Source organism: Bacillus sp. SKDU12 (assembly GCF_010093085.1).
Classification (GTDB): domain Bacteria; phylum Bacillota; class Bacilli; order Bacillales; family Bacillaceae; genus Bacillus; species Bacillus mexicanus.
On record NZ_MSRC01000021.1, the window covers coordinates 45,585 to 69,784 of the forward strand.

20 protein-coding genes and 1 tRNA gene are annotated in these 24,200 nt (G+C 41.9%); 6 read left to right on the forward strand and 15 right to left on the reverse strand.

Annotated features, from left to right (window positions below):
* Positions 1–44: 44 nt before the first annotated feature.
* The 5 genes from BTW01_RS17255 to BTW01_RS17275 all read right to left on the reverse strand — a co-directional run bounded on the left by BTW01_RS17255 (position 45) and on the right by BTW01_RS17275 (position 6,350).
* A complete protein-coding gene (locus tag BTW01_RS17255; protein ID WP_162104210.1) occupies positions 45–1,577 on the reverse strand; it encodes a glycoside hydrolase family 10 protein in 1,533 nt (510 codons plus the stop codon).
* Between the two features lie 122 nt (positions 1,578–1,699).
* Positions 1,700–2,092 (reverse strand): DUF1360 domain-containing protein, encoded by a 393-nt coding sequence (locus tag BTW01_RS17260; protein ID WP_162104211.1) that lies wholly within the window; start codon positions 2,090–2,092, stop codon positions 1,700–1,702.
* A 243-nt stretch (positions 2,093–2,335) separates the two neighbouring features.
* On the reverse strand, positions 2,336–3,811 hold the full coding sequence (gene dacB, locus BTW01_RS17265) for a D-alanyl-D-alanine carboxypeptidase/D-alanyl-D-alanine-endopeptidase (protein WP_162104212.1): 1,476 nt from the start codon (positions 3,809–3,811) through the stop codon (positions 2,336–2,338).
* 34 nt (positions 3,812–3,845) lie between these two features.
* On the reverse strand, positions 3,846–4,823 hold the full coding sequence (gene galM / locus BTW01_RS17270; protein ID WP_162104213.1) for an aldose 1-epimerase: 978 nt from the start codon (positions 4,821–4,823) through the stop codon (positions 3,846–3,848).
* A gap of 135 nt (positions 4,824–4,958) precedes the next feature.
* Positions 4,959–6,350 carry an MATE family efflux transporter gene (locus BTW01_RS17275; RefSeq protein ID WP_162104214.1) on the reverse strand — a complete coding sequence of 464 codons (1,392 nt, stop codon included), beginning with the start codon at positions 6,348–6,350 and terminating at the stop codon, positions 4,959–4,961.
* Positions 6,351–6,638: 288 nt separating this feature from the next.
* Between BTW01_RS17275 and iseA the strand changes: the two genes are divergently transcribed.
* The 3 genes from iseA to BTW01_RS17290 all read left to right on the forward strand — a co-directional run bounded on the left by iseA (position 6,639) and on the right by BTW01_RS17290 (position 8,287).
* Positions 6,639–7,184 (forward strand): DL-endopeptidase inhibitor IseA, encoded by a 546-nt coding sequence (iseA, locus tag BTW01_RS17280; protein ID WP_162104215.1) that lies wholly within the window; start codon positions 6,639–6,641, stop codon positions 7,182–7,184.
* Positions 7,185–7,692: 508 nt separating this feature from the next.
* Positions 7,693–8,001, forward strand: a complete 309-nt coding sequence (locus BTW01_RS17285) for a contact-dependent growth inhibition system immunity protein (protein ID WP_202923616.1) — start codon at positions 7,693–7,695, stop codon at positions 7,999–8,001.
* Complete coding sequence (locus tag BTW01_RS17290) at positions 7,994–8,287, forward strand: contact-dependent growth inhibition system immunity protein (RefSeq protein ID WP_162104216.1); 294 nt, start codon at positions 7,994–7,996, stop codon at positions 8,285–8,287. The genes BTW01_RS17285 and BTW01_RS17290 overlap by 8 nt, the downstream gene beginning before the upstream one ends.
* Before the next feature lie 191 nt (positions 8,288–8,478).
* On the opposite strand, the gene BTW01_RS17295 is transcribed toward BTW01_RS17290, so the two are convergent.
* From BTW01_RS17295 to BTW01_RS17310, 4 genes are all read right to left on the reverse strand, one after another.
* A complete protein-coding gene (locus BTW01_RS17295; RefSeq protein ID WP_162104217.1) occupies positions 8,479–8,667 on the reverse strand; it encodes a hypothetical protein in 189 nt (62 codons plus the stop codon).
* Positions 8,668–8,922: 255 nt separating this feature from the next.
* A tRNA-Arg gene (locus BTW01_RS17300) sits at positions 8,923–8,995 on the reverse strand.
* 52 nt (positions 8,996–9,047) lie between these two features.
* On the reverse strand, positions 9,048–9,593 hold the full coding sequence (locus BTW01_RS17305) for a site-specific integrase (RefSeq protein WP_162104218.1): 546 nt from the start codon (positions 9,591–9,593) through the stop codon (positions 9,048–9,050).
* A gap of 315 nt (positions 9,594–9,908) precedes the next feature.
* A complete protein-coding gene (locus BTW01_RS17310) occupies positions 9,909–10,139 on the reverse strand; it encodes an excisionase family DNA-binding protein (RefSeq protein ID WP_162104219.1) in 231 nt (76 codons plus the stop codon).
* 184 nt (positions 10,140–10,323) lie between these two features.
* Here BTW01_RS17310 and ggt point away from each other — a divergent pair, with 184 nt between their 5' ends.
* The gene (gene ggt, locus BTW01_RS17315) at positions 10,324–12,087 is read left to right on the forward strand and encodes a gamma-glutamyltransferase (RefSeq protein WP_162104220.1); all 1,764 of its coding nucleotides are present in this window, start codon (positions 10,324–10,326) and stop codon (positions 12,085–12,087) included.
* 83 nt (positions 12,088–12,170) lie between these two features.
* On the opposite strand, the gene BTW01_RS17320 is transcribed toward ggt, so the two are convergent.
* The gene (locus tag BTW01_RS17320; RefSeq protein ID WP_162104221.1) at positions 12,171–13,028 is read right to left on the reverse strand and encodes a LysR family transcriptional regulator; all 858 of its coding nucleotides are present in this window, start codon (positions 13,026–13,028) and stop codon (positions 12,171–12,173) included.
* 128 nt (positions 13,029–13,156) lie between these two features.
* Here BTW01_RS17320 and BTW01_RS17325 point away from each other — a divergent pair, with 128 nt between their 5' ends.
* The gene (locus BTW01_RS17325) at positions 13,157–14,146 is read left to right on the forward strand and encodes a zinc-binding dehydrogenase (RefSeq protein ID WP_162104222.1); all 990 of its coding nucleotides are present in this window, start codon (positions 13,157–13,159) and stop codon (positions 14,144–14,146) included.
* 55 nt (positions 14,147–14,201) lie between these two features.
* Here BTW01_RS17325 and gltD read toward each other — a convergent pair whose 3' ends face one another.
* Both gltD and gltB read right to left on the reverse strand, forming a co-directional pair.
* Positions 14,202–15,683, reverse strand: a complete 1,482-nt coding sequence (gltD, locus tag BTW01_RS17330; RefSeq protein ID WP_162104223.1) for a glutamate synthase small subunit — start codon at positions 15,681–15,683, stop codon at positions 14,202–14,204.
* Positions 15,684–15,699: 16 nt separating this feature from the next.
* The gene (gene gltB / locus BTW01_RS17335) at positions 15,700–20,262 is read right to left on the reverse strand and encodes a glutamate synthase large subunit (protein ID WP_162104224.1); all 4,563 of its coding nucleotides are present in this window, start codon (positions 20,260–20,262) and stop codon (positions 15,700–15,702) included.
* A gap of 145 nt (positions 20,263–20,407) precedes the next feature.
* On the opposite strand from gltB, the gene gltC reads away from it, so the two are divergent.
* Entirely contained in the window at positions 20,408–21,310 is a 903-nt protein-coding gene (gene gltC / locus BTW01_RS17340; RefSeq protein WP_162104225.1) for a glutamate biosynthesis transcriptional regulator GltC, read from the forward strand.
* Positions 21,311–21,361: 51 nt separating this feature from the next.
* Here the strand turns inward: gltC and proB are convergent, their stop codons facing one another.
* The 3 genes from proB to rtp all read right to left on the reverse strand — a co-directional run bounded on the left by proB (position 21,362) and on the right by rtp (position 23,881).
* The gene (proB, locus tag BTW01_RS17345; protein WP_162104226.1) at positions 21,362–22,477 is read right to left on the reverse strand and encodes a glutamate 5-kinase; all 1,116 of its coding nucleotides are present in this window, start codon (positions 22,475–22,477) and stop codon (positions 21,362–21,364) included.
* Positions 22,474–23,367, reverse strand: coding sequence for a pyrroline-5-carboxylate reductase (proC, locus tag BTW01_RS17350; RefSeq protein WP_162104227.1), 894 nt, complete (start codon positions 23,365–23,367; stop codon positions 22,474–22,476). The genes proB and proC overlap by 4 nt, the downstream gene beginning before the upstream one ends.
* A 145-nt stretch (positions 23,368–23,512) precedes the next feature.
* On the reverse strand, positions 23,513–23,881 hold the full coding sequence (rtp, locus tag BTW01_RS17355) for a replication termination protein (RefSeq protein ID WP_162104228.1): 369 nt from the start codon (positions 23,879–23,881) through the stop codon (positions 23,513–23,515).
* Positions 23,882–24,200 lie beyond the last annotated feature (319 nt).

A 24,200-nucleotide genomic window follows, 5' to 3' on the forward strand; every position in this document is an offset into this window, starting at 1 on the left:
ATTTCCGCTGTCCCGTTTGCTGCTTAAATAGTGTCTTCTTTCTCTTATTCTGTTTTTTGTTCGGCAGCCTGGCTTTCATTATGAAGTCGGTCTGCTGAAGTGACATAATACGTATACTTCTTGTTTGGGTCTGCTGTCTTATCTACGAAGGTTTGCTGTTCATGGGTTTTCCTTGCGGCTCCAACTAATGTTTTGTTCTTATTCCCTTCGGCTCTATAAATCGCATAATAGGCGGTTTCTTTTGATGTTTGATTGATTGGATGATCTTGGATGTGCAGAAGATTGCCGTTTTTATTTTTGGTGATTTTTGTAAGCTTCGGTTTTTGTGGGGTTGTACTGTCAAGCCAAGGCATTTGCGGAATGAGTGCCGGCTTGCTGTAAAGCTCGGTGATGAGGCGGTCTTTGATGCCAAGCGGATTTTTGTTGAGGTCTTTAAGGCTGAAATGCATGCTTCCTTTTACAAATTCAAGCTGACGGTTTAAGGTGATTTGTTTCACATACTCCTTAGGATCGGACCATGCCGGATCAACGTTATTATTGATTTTATAAGCTGCCTGGCCAATATATAAATGAACAGGCCTATTTTTGACTTCATTGCTCCACCAATCAGCAAGTATGTCGTAAGCTGCTGCGTTAAAGCCGATGCTCCAATAGATCTGCGGGGCAATATAATCAATGTCGCCTTCTTGGATCCAATGTCTCGTATCTGCGTACAGGTCGTCATAGTTGGTGACGCCTGCTTTCGTATTTGATCCGGTTGGGTCATCCGCAGCGTTTCTCCATACACCAAAGGGACTGATGCCCAATTTGACATAAGGCTTAGCTGCTTTAATGGTTTGGTTGAGTTGTTTGACAAGCTGGTTTACATTATCCCGCCGCCAGTCATCAATATTGGAAAAAGTGTCTTTTCCGTATAGTTTATACTGTGCTTGATCAGGAAATTCCTGTCCGGCTATTTTATAAGGATAAAAATAATCATCCATATGAACGGCGTCGACATCATAACGTTTTACCACTTCTTCAATACCTTTGACGATAAAATCTCTAGCTTCAGGAATGCCTGGATGATAATAAAGCTGCTTTCCATACGCGGCAACCCAGTCTGGATGCTGTCGTGCCGGGTGATCTACCGACAATTTATTGAGATCTGTATGATTCATCGTTATCCGATAAGGATTAAACCATGCATGAAACTCCAAATTTCGCTTGTGGGTTTCTTCAATCATAAATGCAAGCGGGTCATAGCCGGGGTCTTTCCCTTGGACACCGGTTAAGTATTCAGACCAGGGTCCGTAAGCGGACGGATAAAAGGCGTCTGCCGTCGGTTTAATTTGCACAATAACGGCATTCATTCCCATTGTTTGGACATCGTCCAGCAGTTTGAGGTATTCTTGCTTTTGCTCTTTTTCTGATAACCCTTTCTTTGACGGCCAATCAATATTTAATACAGAGGCAATCCATACGGCTCTCAGTTCCCTGTCCGGCTGCGCATTGGCTATATACGGAATGGAGATGATAAGCGTTCCGATGATCAAGCTGACAAGGAAACGGACAATCGACTTTTGGCAAACCTTCATATTGCTTCTTCTCCCCCATTCATCACTTTCACTATTCGCTAATACGGTATTCCCGGGCGGTAAAAGGGTTCTTAATCGAATGGAAGAAACAAAAAAGTCCTGAAGCACTTTGTTACGCTGCTTTAGGACTTTTTATCATTTATCATGGTTTGCAGGCTCTTTAACACATCAATGAGTTTTACGCCGACACCGACAGCTGTTTCAAGAATTGCCTGTGCTCCTGCGATGGCTAAAATAAAGATCACTGGAACAGCAATCCGGGGCAAAAAGAGATAGCCAAGTCCGATCAAGATAGCACACCAAACACCTGCGCACCAATAGCAATTGAGCATGTATCCAAAGTTAGAAGCCGGCACGCTTTTTTCGTTCACATGCCCGTTTTGATCAACAATTCTTTTCTTTTTCATAAATGGTTTTCGGATAAATTCTGTAATTTTATCAAATACAATGAGATGTGTCAGCCTGTAACTGGCTAGAAACAGCATGATAAAAGTAAGCAAAGAAAGATGATCCATGACAAGCCTCCAAGAAAAAAAGAATGGTGTTATTATCCCCCCGTGTCTTCTATCCATTCTTTATACTAAAAGAAAGACGGACAGAGAATGTCCCCTATCCGCAGTATTGCTTGATTGGAGTCTTGTCTAAAGTGTCAAGGAGGATGGGATGTCCGCGTTATTTTCCGCATGCTGTATGTGCACCAAAAATAATAAAATAGGTACTTTGCCATTCTAATAGTTGACAGGTGCAACCTGGCGCAATTATTGATTCGCTAAGATAACAGCGATTTGATCCTCAATCTCTTTTCCGTCCTCGTCATCAATCAATCCATTTAGAAGAATTGAGAAAACAAGGGTTTTTCCTCTCTTGGTTTCTGCGTATCCGGATAAAGAGCTTACCGTGCTTAGTGATCCGGTTTTTGCCCTTACTTTTCCTTGTGCAGGAGTGTCTTTCATTCGATTCCTTAGCGTTCCGCCTATCATTCTGTCACTATTGCCCGCTACAGGCAGAGAATGTAGATAAGCTGAGAACCACTTTTCATCTTGAATATCATATAACAGCTGTGACATTTGATCTGAGGATACAGCATTAATATGGGAGACACCCGATCCGTCTCTCAATATGAGTGACTTGGTATTGACACCAAATGTCGGAATCGTACTGTTTAATACTTCGAGTCCCTTTTCCCAGCTTCCCTCATCTTTTTTCACCTTTCCCATTTCTTTTACGAGCACTTCGGCATGTCCGTTATTGCTTAATTTCATAAACGGAATAAATAATGTTGACAAAGGCATTGAGTGATGAGAGATCAACATGTCTGAGGAATCAGGTGCAGCGCCGATTTTGACATTCCCTTTTACAACAATCCCTTGTTTTTTCAGTGCCTGCTTAAATAAATCCAAAGCATATCCGGCCGGCTCCCAAACAGCAATCCATTCTTTTGTCTTGCTTGCGTCAGCTGGTATACTTCCTTCAATTGTGATCGTGTTTTTCCCATGCTCTCTTTCGATTGTAAGGTCTTTCTTTTGGCCGAACGAAGTAGTCTCAGCATTGTTCTTAATCGCTACATAATCTGTCTTTGGAGATACAGAAACAGCAGGCTTATCCCCTTCTTTTTTACCTGGGGTGACCTCTACAATTACAGTGCCTGCATCATAGTCTGCATTCGGGGACGCTGTTAAAGCAGAAACTTGCGCGCCGTAATATGCATATTCATCACTCCACGGCAAATCAGGCGCTAATCGGATGTCATCGTACCACGTATCATCACCAATCAGATCACCTTTGATCACATCTACACCCGATTGTTTCAATTTTTCAGCCATATTATCAAAATCAGATGTTAAAAGCGTTGGATCACCTTTTCCCTTCAAATAAAGGTTTCCATTCAGCTCTTTCTCTCTTTGTGTGCCGTTTGTCAGGACCTCGGTTGTAAAGGAATAGTCTTCGCCAAGGACAGAAAGTGCCGCGGCCGCTGTCAAAAGCTTCAGAGAAGAGGCGGGCCTCATTCGGATATTTCCTGAATGCTCATATAAAACAGTTCCAGTATCCGCAGAGCGAACAGTGATACCGGCCATTGCGCCGTCGAGTGCAGGATGCTCAGCTAAAACCTTATCGATCTGCCCGGCAAGTGCATCTTGTTTTTCAGCCGCTTGTGCATCCTGATCCATATAAGGTACTGAAGCAACGGCGAAAAGCAGCAAAACAGCAACATAATGCTTTACGCTTTTATTCATTTTTTACCCCGCCTCTCTGACGCTTGATCATTGGCTATTGATGATTTAATTCAATGGTAATACTGCTTTTAGCTGTCGTTTCTTCTCCTGGCTCCAGCACTTGTAAACCAGAGAGTGATGGAGACACATTAAGGTTCACAGCGTTTGTCACCCATGTGTAAGGTTCAAGGCATAAATATCCCTGTTTTCCGTCCGCGTTGTATACGACCCAATGTTTGAATTGGTCATCTGCCTTATAAATCATGCTAATATGTGCCTGCTGATGATAAATGACTGCCTGATTTTCTCCGCCTCTTTTCTGATAAGAAGATAAAAAGACATCATCCAGCTGCTTGTGGCGTAAATCTGTCCCTTCATGCAAGGCTTCTTTATACGGTACATCGATCAGCTTCCCGGTCGGCAGCATGCGCTCATCCAGCTCCCATTGCTGGTCGGCTGTCAGCGAGAATAACGAGCTTTCTTCTGAAAACAGAAATGCAGTATGATAGCCGATTCCCCAAGGAAACGCTTCTTTTCCTTTATTCATGACCGTCGCCTGTTTAGATAGAGTGTTCCCTTTTAATGTGTATGTCATCCGAACGACGGCATGATGCGGAAATTGCTTATACACATGAGGGATCTCTGAAAGATCAATTTCAGTTTCAACTATCACTTCTTCGTCAGTTTGTTTCATCGTCACTACATTCCATTTTTCTTGATAGAGAAACCCATGAAGATGGTTGTGTTTATCCTTTTCATTGATATCAAAATGATACACCCTATCCCGGAAACTGAATGTACCGTCACTTATCCGGTTAGGCGGAAAGAGGATTGGAATGCCATACAACGCAGGTGTGTCATGAAACCGTTCTGCTGTTTCCGGTTCACGCAAAAGCTGCATCTGTGTCGTTTTGTCCACAAGAGAAATGACGTTGCTGCCCCACTCGGGAACGACAATCATTTCTATATATTCGCTGCCTGCTTTGATGGCAGGCGTTCCTAAATATGTAATTTTCTCAATATCATTAGCCATGTGTACTCAACCTCTCCTTCAATCATTGTTGTTGTATAAGAATTCAATATACTGTGCTATATGTCCTCCATTGTATGTTTTCCCTATATAAATAAAAAAACACCGTTCAAACGATGAACGGTGCGATTTAGAACACTATTGGATGAGACGTGTAATCTGTTTCTTTTTCCACACGAATTGATAATATCCATAAATCAATAGCAAGCTGACGGCAAATGCAGCTGGATAGCCAACCCAGACGCCGAGTATTTCAAGTTTTGTATAGTGGGAAAGCACGAATGCAACAGGCACCTCTACTCCCCAGATGGCGAAAATGCTGATAATGGTCGGCCATAAAACCGTTCCGCTTGCCCGCATCGTCGCAGAAATGATTTGTGCATTTCCAAACAGCAAATAGCTCCACAATGTAATCATCAAGAGACGGTGAGCGATGTACAGCGTCTCTTTCTCGGTTAAAAATAATGCCAAAATCTGCTGAGAAAAAACATAGATCAGAATGATCAGCACGCCGCCAATCATATAATTCAGCCAAATCCCGACGCGAATGACCTGCTTTAAGCGATCAAATTCGTTTGCTCCAATCGATTGCGCAGCGAATATAGACACCGCGATGCCAAGGCTGACGGCCGGCATCTGGACATAGCTGGCTACTTGGTTAACCACGCCATATGCAGCTGTCGCATTAGAACCGTAATGATTGACGAATGAAATAACCGCTATCTCTGATAATGAGACGAGAATCATATTAATGCTTGATGGAATTCCGAGGCGCAGCAGGAGTGCAAGCAGTTCCTTATCCATTTTCAAATAACGACGCACCGTTTTATCAAATTGCAGCGGATGGTTTCGTTTTCGCAAATATACCAATAGCACGAGAAAAGTCGCAATCGTGGAAATGACGGTTGCATATGCGGATCCGTATATGCCCAGTTTCGGAAAACCGAACATGCCAAGGATTAAGACAGGCAGAAGCGCTATGTTAATGACCGTGCTCACAATCAGGGTATAAAACGGTGTCTTAGAATCCCCTGTTCCGCGCAAAAATGTTGTATAAGCAAAATATAAAAACATAAACGGCATAGCGTAAAATAAAATACGTGCATAGCTGGCACTGACATGTATAACGTTTTCAGGCGTGCCCATTAATCGAAGAATATCCAAGGTGAAAATACTGCCGATGACAGCTAACACAACCCCTAATAAAAACGTAAATGTGAGCGTCGTTCCGACCACAGCCTTTAACCGTTCCTCATTTTTCGCCCCGTAGGCTTGTCCGATCATGATCGAACTTCCTGAACCGATCCCAATTGTAAATGAGATTAAAAGAAAAAATAACGGGAAAAATGATGATACAGCTGCCACCGCATTAACGCCAAGCCATCTGCCTACAGCCATCATCCCTACTAACTGGCCGACTGATTGCAAGACATTGCTTAGCAACAGCGGTACTAAAAAGAGTGACATAGACTTCCAGACAGATGGATTGCTTTTCTTCTGAGTTCCGAGCTGTTCTTGTGATGTTTCCATATTGAAAAGACTCCTTTATTTGGATTCGTTTGTAAACTATACCCCTGTTCTTTTGACAAAAACAGGAGTGCAACATGTTTTTATTCATCATTGTATATATGAAACCCTTCCCGATTCTTTTATTTTTACACATCTTTTCAGCTTATGAAGAATAAACTAGCAAGCAGGAACCTATCTATCTGTGAGTAAAAGAATAAAAAATAATTTATGCAAAAGTATTGTAATCTTACCGTAATTATTGTAACATTTGTAACATAAGAGAAAGAGATTTTGAAGGAGTGAACCACAATGAAAAAATGTTTTCTATTTCTAACAACGATTGCACTTATCCTATCATTAAGCACAAATGCATTTGCAAAAAATACATCAGGGGATTTATCACAAAAACAAGCACAGCAGCTGGCGCTATCAGCTAGAGAGCATTTTTGGAACACAATGAGCGGCCATGATCCAAAAGCAAAAAAAGCGGCTTGCCCATCAGGTACATTTGAGCATCAAAATCTTCAATATGTGTACATGTGCAGTGATCTAGGCACTAAAGCAAAAGCAGTACATTACTTAACTCCTATTTTTACAAAAACAGCAATCGAAAAGGGCTTTAAAGACTATCATTTCACTGTTTCAAAAGGAAAATTAGCCGTTCCGATCGGCGACGGAGATAACTTATTGAATTGGAAAAAATCAACTGCTAAATTGATCTCTAAAAAAGGCGGCACAATCACATACGAATTTACCGTTCCTACTTTAGACGGATCACCTGCAGCGAAACGAAAAGTGACATTTGTAAAAGAAAATAATAAATGGAAAGTCAACCAATTTGACGCCGTTATATAAGAAAAAACGCCCTGCGTATGAAGTGCACCCCAAATATTAGACATAGTCTCATATTTGGAGGTGCTTTTTCTTTGGCATAAAGAATCCACCTATTCATTGTGCAATTTGTTTACCTTTTCATCCTTTTAACCTTTTGGGTATAATAATATATCAGATACACAATCAGAAAGACTAATACAGCTACGGCAACATAGTATAACGGCATCGCCAAGAAAGGAGCAAAATTCGCTATGACCATCAGTATAATGATGGTTATTCCATACAAGCTTATAAAGCGTAGTAATGCCATATGATCCTCCCTTTCATTTCCATTATTTTAACAAAAAAGGCAAGCTGCTGAAGAGCTGTTTTTGAGACATGATCAATGGGACGTCTTCACGTTTAGCTTTGTGTAAGCTCGTGCATTGTTGGGACGGCTTGACCGCTTCGATGGTCTTTCGATGTTGCTATTGAAAAAGAGTAAAATCGAGAGTTTATTTTAACTGGCATAAAGGAGTCTTGAATAACAATGTATGAAAATGATGATAATCTGGAAGAATTAAGTGATTTTTTAGAAGGAACATTTCATCAAGACATAGGTTCACCAGAACAAGCGTTGGAGGAATTTATAGCTGAATCAAGCAAAGAATGCTTAGTTTTTACAATAAAATGTTGTGAAGGATTTCTAAATAAAGACATCCCTGATCAAGAAAAAGAGAGTTTTATAAAATTTAACTCGGAAATTTATTTTCCGGCAATTGATTCAACTCCCTTACAATGGTTGAAAAAAGTAATTGCAGAAATAAAAAAGTCTGGCTGTTTAATAAGTAATGATTGAAATTAAAGTTTCTGATCCTGTATTTAGATTTCTCGGCGGACATTTCCATCAGGATATAGAGTCTCCGGCAAGTGCTCTTGATGGATATTTAAATGAAGCGACACAAAACCTGAAAGAAAGAGATTTCATGGCACTAACTGAGTTTTTAAATAATGATTATTCTGAAGAAGATAAAAATGAATTTATAGAAGAAGCAGCGGATGGTATATACTTTTCCGAAGATGGTATTACTCCATTGGAATGGCTTGAACAAATTGCTGAACAAATTAAACAATATAGTTATTAAAGAAACCCATCTCCTTTCTAATAAGGGTTTCTTTTATTGCCGATAAATCGGCGATAACAATTTGCTCGAAGCGGTTTACTGAGAAGGGGCCCCTCCCTTAAAAAATTCCTTGCCTTCAATAACTCGTGTACATCTAAAAATATATGGCGTTATAAATAAAAAGCACCCCGAAGGATGCTTTTTGATCGACTTTATCTCGCTTTTACATCAAATTGCGTTACAAGTCGCATATTAATACTTGTAATACGCTTACCATTTTCATACTCATACCAATGATCACATGCTTGTAATTCTTTTATAAGTGCCTTCTCAGATTCTGCATTTACTTTAGCTGTCCTTACATTTTCATTATCAAACCAAAAGTCCACTGTAATTTTCATAACTTTCACCTCTTATTTTATTATCAAACAAGAGAGCTAGGAATGTAACAGTTTGCAAAATTTGTCGAACGATTCTCTATTTCCTCATTGGGTTGATTGTAGTACAAAAATTGTGCAAAAAGAAATAAATTCACATCGTTTTCCACCGTATTTTCGTTCAGTTAAAAAACGCCTAGAAACAGCCAAAACCCTTGTTTCACAAGGGTTTTGAAGCTTTATAGATGTGATTAATCCGAACACATCTAATATAAAAAACGCTCTAGGAGAGATTCGAACTCCCGACCTGCAGTTTAGGAAACTGCTGCACTATCCGCTGTGCTACTAGAGCTTTGGATATTTATATAGTAGCTCTGATGCTCGATATTTTCAAGCGATTTGTATTAGAGTCCTCCAAAAACTTTATACGCGGCCCTTGTTGTATCTTCGTCAATTCCGATATACCGCATCGTAATGGATGGTGATGAATGATTGAGTATTCTCTGCAGCTCGGCGATGTCTTTTGTCCGTTGGTAAAAATGATAGCCGAACGTTTTCCGGAGTGTATGCGTCCCTATCTCTTCAAGTCCGCAGGCCGCAGCGGCTTCTCTTAAAATTCTGTAGGCCTGAATGCGTGAAATCGGCTTTCTGGTTCGGACAGATTTAAAGAGATATTCGTTTCCTTTCATATCTTTTGTATATTCGTATATTTCGTATTTCAGTGATTCTAAAATTAAAATCTTCCTTTTCTTTTTCGTTTTGCTTTCAGTTGCCCATAAATGATCTTTGTTTTTCACATCCTTCACTTGCAGCGGCAGAATATCTGAAATACGGAGCGCGCTATTAATGCCGAAAATAAACAAAAAGTAATCACGCTTGTTTTTGTTAAGCAAATACTGTTTTACGTCTTGGATTTTCTCTAAACTGCGAATTGGCTGTACAATATGCATCCAAAAACTCCTTAAAAACCATTATGTAACGTTTTGAGGCCTATGTTACTATTATAGCTAAAAAACATTGAATGTCAAAGTGTCGCGGTCTTTATGTAACATAATATACATAGTGTTACATCAGAAGTTGAAAAGATTCCAAAAATCCCCGCCCCTCTTAAAAGGTAATAAAGCGCCCATATAAAGATTTTAATTGATTTGATACTTATACCTCTATCATTTGTTTAAAAGCCTCTTAAAACGAATTCTGAGACTCCCATTTTTCTATCACTTCTAAAAAAACATACAAAAAAAGACACAATTTGAAATCGTGTCCTAATCCTCATCCTTTACATCAATATCTTCCGGGATCGGTTCGTTTAATATTTCCTGTACAAGCGCTTTGTAATTCTCCAGCTGTTCAAGATGCGTTTTGAACTGTCCTTTATAAATCAAAAATTGATCACCGTCATGAACGGCTCTGATTTTTCCTTCAAGCACCAAGCTTTTAATATAATCCTCTGAAAGATTTGCATATTCTGCTGTTTCTTTAATCGTTAAATACATATAGCAGTCCTTTCTTCATCCGTATACTGATTCTAATATAGCACATGACTCATAACAATATAATTAATTCCGCCCAAAAAAGCGGATGGATATTCTATATAATATACCATTTGTCACTTGTGAAAATGCTGTAATTTTCTTACGCTAAGATTGTAACATAACAGCTTCATATAGGAGGGAGAACATGAAAAGAAGGTGGAACGTCTGTTTAATAGCTCTGCTTAGTGTTCTGTTAGTCGCTGGAAGTGTCCCTTTTCATGCAGAAGCGAAAAAACCGCCCAAAAGCTATGATGAGTACAAACAAGTAGATGTCGGGAAAGACGGCATGGTTGCCACAGCACATCCTCTCGCTTCAGAAATTGGTGCTGATGTACTGAAAAAAGGAGGAAATGCCATTGACGCGGCGGTTGCCATTCAATTTGCACTCAACGTAACAGAGCCGATGATGTCAGGTATTGGCGGCGGCGGTTTTATGATGGTGTATGACGGAAAAACAAAGGATACAACCATCGTCGACAGCCGTGAACGCGCGCCAGCAGGTGCAACCTCCGATATGTTTCTCAATGAAGACGGCAAAGCAATCCCTTTCTCTGAACGTGTGACAAAAGGTACTGCCGTAGGTGTTCCGGGTACACTGAAAGGGCTAGAAAAAGCCCTGAGTACATGGGGAACCCGTTCTATGAAGCAATTAATTACCCCTTCTATTAAACTCGCTGAAAAAGGTTTTTCGATTGATTCGGTGTTGGCCGACGCCATTTCTGATTATCAGGAAAAGCTCTCGCAGACTGCTGCAAAAGATGTATTTCTGCCAAATGGCAAGCCGCTTAAAGAAGGCGATACACTGATCCAAAAGGATTTGGCAAAAACATTTAAGCTCATTCGTTCAAAAGGCACTGATGCTTTTTATGAAGGGAAATTTGCCAAAGCGCTTTCTGACACAGTGCAGGATTTCGGCGGATCAATGACAGAAAAGGATTTAGAAAATTATGACATCACAATCGATGAACCGATTTGGGGAGACTATCATGGCTATCAAATCGCTACTCCTCCTCCTCCAAGCTCTGGCGGTATTTTCTTATTACAAATGCTGAAAACACTTGATGATTTTAACCTTTCACAATACGATGTCCGCTCATGGGAAAAATATCAGCTGCTTGCTGAAACGATGCATTTGTCTTATGCCGACCGCGCGTCTTATGCGGGTGATCCCGAATTTGTAAACGTTCCTCTCAAAGGCCTGCTTCACCCCGATTATATTAAAGAACGCCAACAATTAATCAGCTTAGATCAAGTCAATAAAAAACCGAAAGCCGGTGATCCTTGGAAATACCAAGAAGGATCTGCAAACTATAAGCAAGTCGAACAGCCTGAAGACAAAGCAGAAGGCCAAACAACCCACTTTACAGTTGCTGACCGCTGGGGAAATGTTGTGTCCTATACGACGACAATTGAACAGCTATTCGGAACCGGTATTATGGTCCCTGATTACGGCGTCATTTTAAATAATGAACTAACGGATTTTGATGCGATTCCAGGCGGAGCTAACGAAGTACAGCCGAACAAGCGGCCTTTAAGCAGCATGACCCCGACGATTTTATTTAAGGATGACAAACCTGTTCTCACTGTTGGATCTCCTGGCGGGGCCACCATTATTTCATCTGTTTTGCAAACCATTCTTTATCACATCGAATACGGCATGGAATTAAAAGCAGCAGTTGAAGAGCCGAGAATTTACACAAACAGCATGAGCTCTTATCGTTACGAAGATGGAGTTCCTGAAGATATCCTTAGTAAGCTAAACGGCATGGGCCACAAGTTCGGCAAAAACCCCGTGGATATCGGAAACGTACAAAGTATTTCGATTGACCATGAAAACGGCACCTTTAAAGGCGTAGCTGATTCAAGCAGAAATGGCGCGGCAATCGGTATTAATTTAAAGCGGAAATAAAAAGAAAAACTGTACTCGGTTCACACGAGTACAGTTTTTTTGAATACAGACCTTTATACCTGATGATCGCAGCACAACAGGCTTCATCTCTTCAATTCGCATATCTCATCCATAAATCTCTGAAACGCACTCGTAATGTAAAAGTCTTTCCTAAATATAAATACAATTTCTAAGTCTTGATATGCTGCTGGCAGCTGATGAATCCATACATTCGTATGTTGTTCAGAGCAGTCGACTGCAGACTTCGGAAGCAGCGCCGTGCCCAAACCAGCGGAAACACCTTTTATAATGGCTTCCAATGTACCAAACTCTATGATTTTTGGATTTTGAATGCCTGCATCCTCCAGCAATCTTTTGACTCTGGCACGATGAGAACAGCCAGCTCCAAAAAAGAGCATCGGCTGCCGAAGCATGTCTTCCGCCGCTCCTTCCTGTGATGAAATCAAAACCAATTCATCACGGAAAACAGGAATTTGTTTGATATCCGTGTGCTCAACCGGTCCGTATACAAAAGCGCCATCAACATCATGATCTAGAACCTGTTGAATCAAATTGTGCGTATCAGCTGTGTTCACTGATAAATCAACTTCAGGAAAACGTCTGAGGAAGGAGGCCGCATGCTCAGGCAGATGTGTTACCGCTGTTGTTTCTAGCGATCCGATCCGCAAAGGTCCTTTCGGATGCCTGCTCATCTGTGTCGATTTTTCAGCTTCATCTAGCAGTGATAGCACTTGATCAGCATATTGTAAAAGATTTTCTCCGGCAGCGGTCAGCTTGACCCCGCGATTTGTTCGATGAAAAAGCCTGATGTTCAAAACTTCTTCAAGGTTATGAATTCTGGCTGTCACATTCGATTGAACATAATTCAACATTTGAGCCGCTTTCGTTATGTTTCCTTCACGGGCAACAGCCTGAAAAATCTTTAAATCTCTGCTTTCCACAGGCTTTCACCTTCTCGCTATGATTAAAAGTGATATCAGCTATCATTTTTGTTCATTTTACTTGAAGAAAACCGCTATGTAAAATATGTAAAGATATGAAACTACAATTCAATGAGGAGGCAGACAGCATGAAAGCTATTATTCACAACGGAAAAGCAGGACTTCAGGGCTTATCATTGCAAGACGTTCCATCAAAAAAGCCTGGATATGGACAGGTGAAAGTAAAATTAAAATCTGCAGGTCTAAACCATCGTGATCTGTTTTTGATGAATAACAAATCTGAACGAGATCCTCATCTGATACTAGGTTCTGACGGTGCCGGTATTATTGAAGAGGTTGGTGAAGGCGTCAAAAACGTATCTGTTCAAACAGAAGTCATCATTTTTCCGACATTGAACTGGGATTTGACAGAGAATGTACCGCGTGTTCCGGATATATTGGGAGGACCATCTGACGGAACGCTTGCTGAATACGTGATCATCCCTTCGCAAAATGCCTTCAAAAAGCCTTCGTATTTATCCTGGAAAGAAGCAGGCGTTTTGCCTTTATCCGCTTTAACCGCATATCGAGCCTTGTTTACAAAAGCCCGATTGAAAAAAGGTGATCATCTCTTGATTCCTGGAATCGGCAGCGGAGTTGCCACCTATGCTTTATTTATGGCTAAAGCGATCGGAGCGACAGTAAGCGTGACATCCCGCAGTGAGGAGAAAAGAAAAAAAGCGCTCCATCTAGGTGCCGATTATGCTTTTAACAGCTACAGCAATTGGGATGAACAGTTGCAGGGAGAAAAGGCTGATGTTGTTCTTGACAGCATAGGACCCGCCCTCTTTTCGGAATACTTTCGCCATGTTAAACCGAACGGGCGTATTGTCAGCTTTGGGGCAAGCTCAGGGGACGACCTCCATTTTCCGGTGCGCTCTTTATTCTTTCCTCAGATCAATGTATTGGGAACCTCGATGGGAAGCTGTGAGGAATTTTACGATATGCTCGCTTTCGTTGAAAAACATCAGCTGCGCCCTGTAATTGATCGCACATACCCTTTAGAAAAAGCGTTTGAAGCATATACGAGAATGCAGGAAGGCAGACAGTTTGGAAACATCGGAATTATGATGGAATAAAAAAAGAAACCGGCTGGTATACAGGCGGTTTCTCTTATATGATAATCCCCTTTATTTACGGAAGAACTGAACTCCCCATCAAATATCGATCCACTTCGCGCGCCACTTCACGGCCTTCATTAATCGCCCATACGATTAAGCTTTGACCTCTTCTTGCATCCCCTGCGGCAAATACGCCATCGATATTTGTTTGATAATCCCCATATGCTGCACTGATTTTGTTGTTTGCAGAATCAACACCGAACTGTTTCAGCAACGGCTGTTCTGTGCCTTCAAAGCCGATCGCGATGAAGACAAGCTGAGCAGGCCATACTTTTTCCGTTCCGGGCAGCTCGCGGAACTCGTATTTTCCATGCTCGTTTTTCACTTTTTCCATTTGGATGGTATGAAGCTCTTTCAGCTTTCCGTTTTTATCCGCTACCAATTTTTTTGTTTGAATGGAGTACTCTCTCGGATCTCTTCCGAATTTTGCTTCTGCTTCTTCATACGCATATTCAAGCGTAAAGACATGCGGCTGTTCAGGCCACTGATTGTCATTCGTGCGGGCTGGCGGAAGTTTCGGGTGTTTGCCGAATTGGTGCACACTTTTAGCTTTTTGCCGCAGTGCAGTAGCTACACAGTCGGCTCCCGTGTCGCCGCCCCCGATTACGATGACATCTTTCCCTTTGGCATCAATAAATTTCTTGTCTTTAAAGTTAGAATCTAAATAACTTTTTGTCGCAAGTGTCAGGTAGTCCATAGCGTAAAGGACTCCTTTTGAATCTCGCCCTTCAATTAATAGATCCCGCTGTTTTTGCGCGCCTGTACACAAAATCACAGCATCAAATTGCTCCTTCAGCTCATCAGCTGTAATATCAACACCGATTTCTGTGTTTGTGACAAAATCAATTCCTTCTTGCGTCAACAATTTAATTCGGCGTTCTACAATGCCTTTCTCAAGCTTCATGTTTGGAATGCCGTAAGTTAAAAGGCCGCCCGCTCTGTCTGCACGTTCAAAAACAGTGACAGAATGCCCAGCTTGATTCAGCTGATCAGCACTTGCCAGTCCAGCCGGGCCTGATCCAACGATAGCCACGTTTTTGCCAGTTCGTTTTTTAGGAATTCTAGGCTGAATCCAGCCATTCTCAAATCCTTTATCGATAATGGTGCGTTCAATATTTTTAATGGATACGGCCGGATCTGAAATTGCTAATGTACATGATCCTTCACAAGGAGCGGGACATACCCGCCCTGTGAATTCAGGAAAATTGTTTGTTTTCAAAAGACGCTCCAATGCTTCTTTCCATCTGCCTCGATAGACAAGATCATTCCATTCAGGAATTAAGTTGTAAATCGGACAGCCGGATGTAAATCCGTTAATGTCTGCACCGATTTGGCAAAACGGTGTACCGCAATCCATACATCGTGCTCCTTGCCGTTTTGATGCTTCTTCTGACAAAGGAGCAGAATATTCTTTCCAATCCTTTAAGCGAGTGAGAGGGTCCCGCTCAGCAGGTTTTTCTCGTTTGATCTCCATAAATCCAGTTGGTTTTCCCATATTCCTCTCCCCTTCCTTACTGTACTACCGCTTGTTTTTGACCTGATGATACCGTGTTCTGCTTTGGTTTTGTGTTAGCTTCAAAAGCGTACATGACAGCTTCTTCATCTGATAAACCTGCAGCTTTTTGTTCTTCAATACTTGCGAGCATTTGTTTATAGTTTTTCGGAATGACTTTAACGAATTTTTTCACGCTGTCTCCCCACTGATCAAGCAGGTTTGCTGCTTTTTCGCTGTTTGTATAGGCAGCATGTTTTTCAAGCATTGTGTGAATGTGCTGGATTTCTTTTTCATCCTTTAATGATTCAAATAAAATCATTTCAAGATTGCATTTACGTTTAAATGCCTTTACATCTTCGGTGAGAACATAAGCGATCCCGCCGGACATACCTGCAGCGAAGTTTTTGCCTACATCACCGAGTACGATCACACTTCCGCCAGTCATGTATTCACAGCCGTGGTCGCCAATACCTTCTACAACCACATTTACACCGCTGTTCCGAACGGCAAAGCGTTCACCCGCACGTCCGTTAATATATGCTTCACCGCTTGTCGCACCGTAGAAGGCCACGTTTCCGATAATGACGTTATCATCTGAAGCATAATTGAATCCTTCTGGTGACTTGACGATGATTTTTCCGCCAGAAAGCCCTTTTCCGACATAATCGTTTGAGTCTCCGTCCAAATAAAGCGTCATTCCTTTAGGAACAAAGGCTCCAAAGCTTTGTCCGGCTGATCCGGTAAACTGCAGCTTGATCGTGTCTTCTGGAAGCCCTTCTTCTCCATAGCGTTTTGAAATTTCACTGCCTGTTATCGTTCCGGCTACACGGTTTGTATTGTTGATTTCAATTGAAATATCCGCTTCTTTTCCAGACTCGATGGCTTTTTGTACGGCCGGAAGAATTGCTGTGACATCCAGTGATTGATCAATTTTATGATTTTGCGGCGATTGAAATGTCCGTATGCCTTCAGGCTGATAAAGAAGTGTAGACAAATCAAGCTGGCTTGCCTTCCAGTGCGCCTTCGCCCGTTCACTCACATTGAGTGCGTCAGTGCGGCCGATCATTTCATCAAATGTCTTGAAGCCTAAAGCAGCCATGTACTCACGAACTTCTTCAGCAATGAACAGCATATAGTTCACAATGTGATCAGGGTCTCCCATGAACTTTTTGCGAAGCTCTGGATTTTGTGTCGCTACTCCGACAGGACATGTATCTAAATGGCAGGCGCGCATCATGACACAGCCAAGTACAACTAGCGGAGCCGTTGCGAAACCGAATTCTTCAGCTCCGAGTAATGCAGCCATTACAACGTCCCGTCCCGTCATAAGCTTTCCGTCTGTTTCTAACACAACACGGTCGCGGAGCCCATTCAGCATTAACGTTTGATGAGCTTCTGCCAAACCAAGTTCCCACGGAAGCCCTGTATGTTTAATACTGGTTTTTGGAGAGGCGCCAGTGCCTCCGTCATAGCCGCTAATTACAATGACATCTGCAGTCGCTTTGGCAACACCTGCAGCGATTGTGCCTACACCAGCCTTTGACACCAGCTTTACGCTAATTCTTGCGTCACGGTTGGCATTTTTTAAATCATGGATCAGCTGAGCCAAATCCTCAATCGAATAAATGTCGTGGTGCGGCGGCGGTGAGATTAATCCGACACCAGGTGTTGATCCGCGGACATCAGCAACCCAAGGATATACCTTGTTGCCAGGGAGCTGTCCGCCTTCACCCGGCTTCGCGCCTTGCGCCATTTTAATTTGCAGCTCATCTGCATTGACGAGGTAATGGCTTTTGACACCGAAACGTCCGGATGCAATTTGTTTGATCGCACTTCTTCGGTCATCGCCATTTTCGTCTGGAACAAAACGTTTTGGATCTTCTCCGCCCTCACCGCTGTTGCTTTTTCCGCCAAGACGGTTCATAGCAATTGCTAAAGCTTCGTGCGCTTCTTTACTCAAGGATCCAAACGACATCGCACCTGTTTTAAAGCGTTTGACAATCGATTCAGCGGATTCGACTTCCTCCAGTTTCAGCGGCTTACGGTCTCCGTCGAATGCAAACAAGTTCCGTAAAAATCCGATACGTTCTTCATCTGCCGCTTTTGTATATTGTTTAAACAGCTTGTAATCATTTCTGCGGCACGCCCATTGCAGCGTATGAATCGTTTTCGGATTAAACGCGTGATGCTCACCGCCGTTTCTCCATTGAAAATCACTTCCTGATTCAAGCGTTTTGCTGTAATCATCCTGATACGCTTCTCGGTGACGGTGCTGCGCTTCTTCCGCTATTGTTTTGATGTCGATGCCTCCGAGCTGTGATGCTGTACCAGTGAAATAGCGGTCAATTACATCTCGGCTGATGCCTATCGCCTCAAAGATTTGGGCGCCTCTGTAACTTTGAACAGTTGAAATTCCCATTTTAGACATCACTTTGACGACACCTTCAGTGATACTTTTTCCATATTTGCTGACTGCTTCTTCATAACTGATATCCAAACGGCCTTCATCAATTTCCTGCTTGTAGGTTGCATAAGCGAGATAAGGATTGATCGCATCCGCTCCATAACCGATCAAAGCTGCAAAATGATGCACTTCACGCGCTTCGCCTGATTCCACAATTATGCTGACTTTTGTACGCAGCCCTTTGCGGATTAAATGCTGATGCAGCGCGCTGACTGCCAGTAGCGGTGGAATTGGTGTCAGACGTTCGTTCATCTTTTTATCTGATAAAATTAACAAGCTTACGCCATGATTGACGGCTTTCTCTGCTTGTGTGAACATATCCTTTAATCCGCGTTCAAGATCCTCTGAAAACAGCACATCGATTTTTTGGCTTTTTAAATCAGGATGAACAATCGTTTTCAATGCGTAGAACTGTTCATTGGATAAAACAGGTGTATACAGTTTAATGCGGCGAACGTTTCGCTCACTTGGGTGGAGAAGATCGCCTTCTGCCCCGAGCCAGGTCATCGTTGATGTCACAAGCTGCTCACGAATCGCATCGATCGGCGGGTTCGTTACTTGTGCAAACAGCTGCTTAAAGTAGTTAAACAGAGATTGCGCACGGTCTGACAAAACGGCAAGCGGCGCGTCATTACCCATTGAACCGAGAGGATCTTTGCCTTCTTTAATGACAGGGATTAAATATTTTTGAATATCTTCATATGTGTATCCGAATGCCTTCTGGCGAGTAAGAAGATCTGTAAACTGTTCTTCCTCTCTTGATTCAGGATCTGGATTTACTTGGACAAGCTCTTCTTCAAGCCACTTTTGGTATGGATACTCAGTCGCAATTTGTGTTTTGACTTCTTCATCTGAAATAATCCGGCCTTCTTCCAGATCGATTAAAAGCATTTTTCCAGGTTCGAGACGGTTTTTATATAAAATGTTCTCCTGCTCCACTTCAATCACGCCTACTTCAGATGAGAAAATAATATAATCATCTTTTGTTACATAATAACGAGCCGGACGAAGACCATTCCGGTCAAGGACCGCACCGATTTGTTTTCCGTCAGTGAAAGAAATGGCTGTCGGTCCGTCCCACGGTTCCATTAATGAACTATGGTATTCATAGAACGCTCTTTTTTCCTTAGACATATGTGTGTTTTCTGTCCATGGTTCAGGAATAAGCATCATTGCTGTATGTGCCGGCTTGCGTCCAGCCATCACAAAAAACTCAAATGCGTTATCCAAAATGGAAGAGTCACTGCCGTCAGCATTGAGAATCGGCAGAATCTTGTTTAAGTCCTCACCGAAGCTTTCTGATACAAATTGCTGCTCACGCGCTCTCATCCAGTTGATGTTTCCGCGAAGGGTATTGATTTCACCGTTATGAACCAAATAACGGTTTGGATGCGCTCTTTCCCATGTCGGGAATGTATTGGTGCTGAAACGTGAATGGACAAGCGCAAAAGCAGAAACGAATGCTTTATTCTGCAAATCAGAATAAAACGCATCAACCTGTTCAGGTGTTAACAGACCTTTGTACACAATGGTCTGGCTTGAAAGACTGGCAAAATAAAAATCAATACTTTCCGTTACTCCCCAGTTTTCAGCCTGCTTACGAATGACATACAACTTTCGTTCAAAAGACAAATCGTCCTTCAGGTCCGAGCTTGCGCCGATAAATACCTGACGGACAAATGGACAGCTTTTTTGCGCCACTGTTCCGATTTTTCCGACATTTATAGGTACAGTTCTCCATCCAAGAACGGTTTGGCCTTCTTCTTCAATCAGTGCATTAATGTGCTTTTCGATTTTTTTTCTTTCATCTTCCTTCTGTGAGAAAAAGACCATTCCTACCCCATAACGCCCTTTTTCCGGCAGATTGATGTCTTTACACTCTTTCCTAAAGAAAGCATCAGGGATTTGCACCAGCAAGCCAGCTCCGTCTCCTGTATCCGGATCACTGCCTTGGCCTCCTCTGTGGTCTAGCTGGCAAAGCATCTTAAGCCCTTGTTTGACGATGTCGTGCGTTTGTTTGCCCTTTAAGTGTGCATATAGGCCGATTCCGCATGCATCATGTTCAAATTCAGGACGGTAGAGACCTTGAGCTTTTGGCATTTGATTGTATGTCATAATTCCACTCCCCCGATCAATTTCCGATAATAACGGTCATAAAATCTAACACTCTATAATCATTGTAGGTTTTCAAAACGATATAAACAATATATAATTTAGATCAAAAGAATCTCAAAATGAGATAGATGGATGTGAGATAAAAATGGAGCTGCGCCAACTGCGTTATTTTATGGAAGTAGCTGAAAGAGAACACGTGTCAGAAGCCGCTGATCATTTGCATGTGGCCCAATCTGCAATCAGCAGGCAAATTGCAAATCTTGAAGAAGAATTAAATGTGACGTTATTTGAGCGTGAGGGGAGAAATATCAAACTCACGCCGATCGGAAAAGAATTTTTACATCATGTGAAAACGGCGATGAAAGCCATCGATTATGCCAAAGAACAAATTGATGAGTATCTTGATCCCCATCGCGGAACGGTAAGGATCGGCTTTCCTACAAGTCTTGCCAGCCAGCTTTTGCCGACTGTCATTTCAGCATTTAAAGAAGAATACCCGAACGTTGAATTTTTGCTGCGTCAAGGCTCCTATAAATTTTTGATTGAAGCTGTCAGAAACCGTGATATTGATCTGGCCTTATTAGGACCGGTGCCGACGAATTTCCCTGACATAACAGGGAACATATTATTCACAGAAAAGATTTACGCGCTTGTTCCATTAAATCATCCGTTAGCCAAACAAAAAACAATTCATTTAATCGACTTGCGCAACGACCAATTTGTTTTATTCCCGGAAGGATATGTGCTTAGAAAAATGGCAATTGACGCCTGCAAACAAGCTGGTTTTGCTCCTCTCGTTTCTACAGAAGGTGAGGATTTGGATGCGATTAAAGGCTTGGTGTCCGCTGAAATGGGCGTTACCCTTCTGCCGGAAAGCACTTTTGCTGAAACGATACCGCGTTTCACTGTGAAAATTCCAATTGAGTTCCCTCAGGTAAAACGAACTGTAGGAATTATCAAACCGAAAAATAGAGAGCTTGCTCCGTCTGCGAATGATTTTTATGAGTTTGTCATTCAATTCTTCTCTAAACTGGAGCAGTATCAATAAAGAATAAACCCGACCTTCTATTTAAAGAAGCTTCGGGTTTTTTACTGAAAATTATTTTACAGGCAAAGATAAATCCACATGGCAAACAAATGCTTCCTGATCTATCACAGTTTGGTTTTTCAGCTCTTCCTTCTCTTTGGGTTCTTGAAGCTGTACAGAAGAGTAATTGACGATTCCGAGCCCAATTTCTGCTCCTTGTGAATCCATCAGCCGAACAACTGATCCGCTTTTGAATTTCCCTTTAATCTCCTGTACACCATCCAGATCTAAACTCGATTGGCCATTTGTGATTTTTCGCGAATAATCATCTGATAAAATGAGTTCGCCTTCCGGGCCGGAGTTAAAAGCGATCCACTGCTCCTTTTGATTCAACGGAAGCGTTCCCTCAGCTTCAAAGTAAGTGCCTTCCGCTTCTTCATGAACGGCTTGATACAAAATATCGCTTGCATCTGCCTGGCCAAGAAATCCTTTAATGCCAGACGCCATTACAATTTTAAACGCGTCAAGCTTAGAGCGCATGCCGCCAGTGCCGATGTCGCTGCCTGAGTCACCTGCACACGCTTCGATGTCAGCCGTTATCTCGCTTACCCGCTTCATCCGCTTTGCTTCTGGATTTGTACGCGGATTGCCGTCATATAGTCCGTCGATATCTGATAAAATCACAAGCATATCTGCGTCAATTAATCCCGCAACTTTTGCTGCAAGCGTATCATTGTCGCCAAACTTCAGCCGATTGACAGTAACTGTATCATTTTCGTTGATAATCGGGATGATGCCGCGTTCGAGGAGTACATTCATTGTATTCCGGACATTATTATAACGATATTCATCAGAAAAATCGCTTCTCGTAATTAAAATTTGGGAAGCAACATAGCCGTGTGCCAAAAACAGCTTTGAATAAGCTTCCATCAGCAGGCCCTGGCCGATTGAGGCGGATGCTTGTTTTTCCGGAAGCTTCTTCGGTCTATGGATAAACCCGAGCTTCCGATATCCAGCGGCCACTGCGCCAGACGACACTAAAATCACTTCATAGCCTGCGTCTTTGAGTTTGACAACTTGATCGACCAACGCTTCTAATTTTCGGATGCTGATTTCTCCATGAAGGCTTGTTAATGAACTGCTTCCAATCTTCACAACGACTCTTTGCATGTTTGTATCAGGTGTCACTTGATCACTCCTGATAGCAGGGCTGTTGTTTTTTCAATATCGTTGCTGATTTCCTTTGAACGCCTTGCAGCATGCGTGATCGCTTGAGAAATCGCTTCTCCGCCGCCGCTCTTTTTCAAGGCGTGCAGCCCTGCAGCTGTTGTTCCGTTCGGTGATGTGATATGATCTCTTAATACTTCAGGCTGTTCTCCTGTTTCTATGAGCATTTTTGCGGCACCTAAAAGTGTTTGCGCGCCGATGCTTCGAGATAATTGTTTATCGAGGCCTGCCTCTTCGCCTGTCTTTTCGATGAATTCCATTAAATAATAAAAATACGCGGGTCCGCTGCCCGCAATCCCGGTGAATATGTCCATTTGATTTTCTTGGATTGTATAGACTTCACCCATGCATCCAAGCAATGATTCAGCCAGCTCCCGCTGATCTTCTGATACATACTTGCCCAGCGCAATGGCTGTTGCAGATGCGCCGATCATACTGGAGGTATTGGGCATTACCCTGACAACTGGCTGCTGATTAAGCAATGATTGTTCAATAAAAGAGGTTGTTATGCCGGCAAGGACCGACAATAGTAATTGATGGGGTTGAATACGTGATTTTAATGATGACAGAGCGCTTTCAGCGTCTTTTGGCTTCATGGCCAAAATAAGCACATCCATGTCTTCAATACGGATTTGGTTCGGCGAGGCGCCTTTAATTCCATATTGAAGTTCAAGTTCCGCTAATCGCTCTGTATTGCTGCGGTTTGTAACGCAGATGTTTTGCTTCGGGATTTTGTTGGCACGAACGATACCTGATATCATTCCTTCTGCCATAGATCCTGCTCCTATAAAAGCTACTTTTTTTTGATCAAAGATCGGTAACATCTCCTTTGTTCGCTTTTTTGTTCGCATTTCCACACGTTTAAAATGTTACCACTTGTGGAAATGATGTCAAGTGTGAAGGTCATCACTGATGTGTATTGTTTCTTTTCGACAAATATGTATCTTGCAGAACAAAAACACCCGATGCACATTGCTGTGCGGGTGTTTGTTTCTATTAAAAATTATCCGCAATCGCTTTTTCAATCAGGTTTTTACAGCGATCCAACTCAACTTTCAGCTGCTTTTTATATAGTTTGGCAGCTTCGTAATCTTTAAATTGATAGAGAACGACTTCCTGAAGTTTGGCACCTTCTTTTTTTACTTTGATTTGCTTTAATATCCCGTCATCAAGAAGCTCATGCAAAGACCGATATACTTCTGTATGATTTGGTTTAAAACCAATCTCTTTAAATTCAGATCGAAGCACCTCAAGCAGCTTTAATCCGTAGAGCCTCTCCTGCTCTGTCATTGTTATCATATAAAGCTTCAAAAATGCGCGCTGTTTAACTAAAAAACCAGTTGAACTTCTTTTTTCTTCTTTCATGATACGCACTCCTTCCTTTATAACTGAGAACACCATGTACTAAATTTTCAATTTTATATTATTGTTTTCCTTCTTATATTAAAGACTGTTATATCCAGTTATCTTGTATTCATTACATATAAGAGGAAAAGCAGAAAAATAAAATATCAAATGAACATTTAGTATATAGTTTTTTTAGTTCTATTATAACCTTTATTATCGTTATCTTCAATTTAAATGGATAATAAAAAAAGCTTGTCGCATGACAAGCTTCTCATTTTTACGGATTTGTTGACCATAATCCAGCTGTTTTAATGAAAATTCGCGGATCTAATTTCAA

What these genes read in the sequence shown, in the direction of transcription:
- BTW01_RS17305 (WP_162104218.1), bottom strand. Translation starts at nt 9,593, where the DNA reads ATGCATATTGTACAGCCAATTCGCAGTTTAGAGAAAATCCAAGACGTA.
- galM (WP_162104213.1), bottom strand. Translation starts at nt 4,823, where the DNA reads ATGGCTAATGATATTGAGAAAATTACATATTTAGGAACGCCTGCCATC.
- rtp (WP_162104228.1), bottom strand. Translation starts at nt 23,881, where the DNA reads ATGAAAGAAGAAAAAAGAAGTTCAACTGGTTTTTTAGTTAAACAGCGC.
- BTW01_RS17255 (WP_162104210.1), bottom strand. Translation starts at nt 1,577, where the DNA reads ATGAAGGTTTGCCAAAAGTCGATTGTCCGTTTCCTTGTCAGCTTGATC.
- dacB (WP_162104212.1), bottom strand. Translation starts at nt 3,811, where the DNA reads ATGAATAAAAGCGTAAAGCATTATGTTGCTGTTTTGCTGCTTTTCGCC.
- BTW01_RS17325 (WP_162104222.1), top strand. Translation starts at nt 13,157, where the DNA reads ATGAAAGCTATTATTCACAACGGAAAAGCAGGACTTCAGGGCTTATCA.
- BTW01_RS17290 (WP_162104216.1), top strand. Translation starts at nt 7,994, where the DNA reads ATGATTGAAATTAAAGTTTCTGATCCTGTATTTAGATTTCTCGGCGGA.
- gltD (WP_162104223.1), bottom strand. Translation starts at nt 15,683, where the DNA reads ATGGGAAAACCAACTGGATTTATGGAGATCAAACGAGAAAAACCTGCT.
- BTW01_RS17310 (WP_162104219.1), bottom strand. Translation starts at nt 10,139, where the DNA reads ATGTATTTAACGATTAAAGAAACAGCAGAATATGCAAATCTTTCAGAG.
- BTW01_RS17285 (WP_202923616.1), top strand. Translation starts at nt 7,693, where the DNA reads ATGTATGAAAATGATGATAATCTGGAAGAATTAAGTGATTTTTTAGAA.
- proC (WP_162104227.1), bottom strand. Translation starts at nt 23,367, where the DNA reads ATGCGAACAAAAAAGCGAACAAAGGAGATGTTACCGATCTTTGATCAA.
- iseA (WP_162104215.1), top strand. Translation starts at nt 6,639, where the DNA reads ATGAAAAAATGTTTTCTATTTCTAACAACGATTGCACTTATCCTATCA.
- gltC (WP_162104225.1), top strand. Translation starts at nt 20,408, where the DNA reads ATGGAGCTGCGCCAACTGCGTTATTTTATGGAAGTAGCTGAAAGAGAA.
- ggt (WP_162104220.1), top strand. Translation starts at nt 10,324, where the DNA reads ATGAAAAGAAGGTGGAACGTCTGTTTAATAGCTCTGCTTAGTGTTCTG.
- gltB (WP_162104224.1), bottom strand. Translation starts at nt 20,262, where the DNA reads ATGACATACAATCAAATGCCAAAAGCTCAAGGTCTCTACCGTCCTGAA.
- BTW01_RS17275 (WP_162104214.1), bottom strand. Translation starts at nt 6,350, where the DNA reads ATGGAAACATCACAAGAACAGCTCGGAACTCAGAAGAAAAGCAATCCA.
- BTW01_RS17295 (WP_162104217.1), bottom strand. Translation starts at nt 8,667, where the DNA reads ATGAAAATTACAGTGGACTTTTGGTTTGATAATGAAAATGTAAGGACA.
- BTW01_RS17260 (WP_162104211.1), bottom strand. Translation starts at nt 2,092, where the DNA reads ATGGATCATCTTTCTTTGCTTACTTTTATCATGCTGTTTCTAGCCAGT.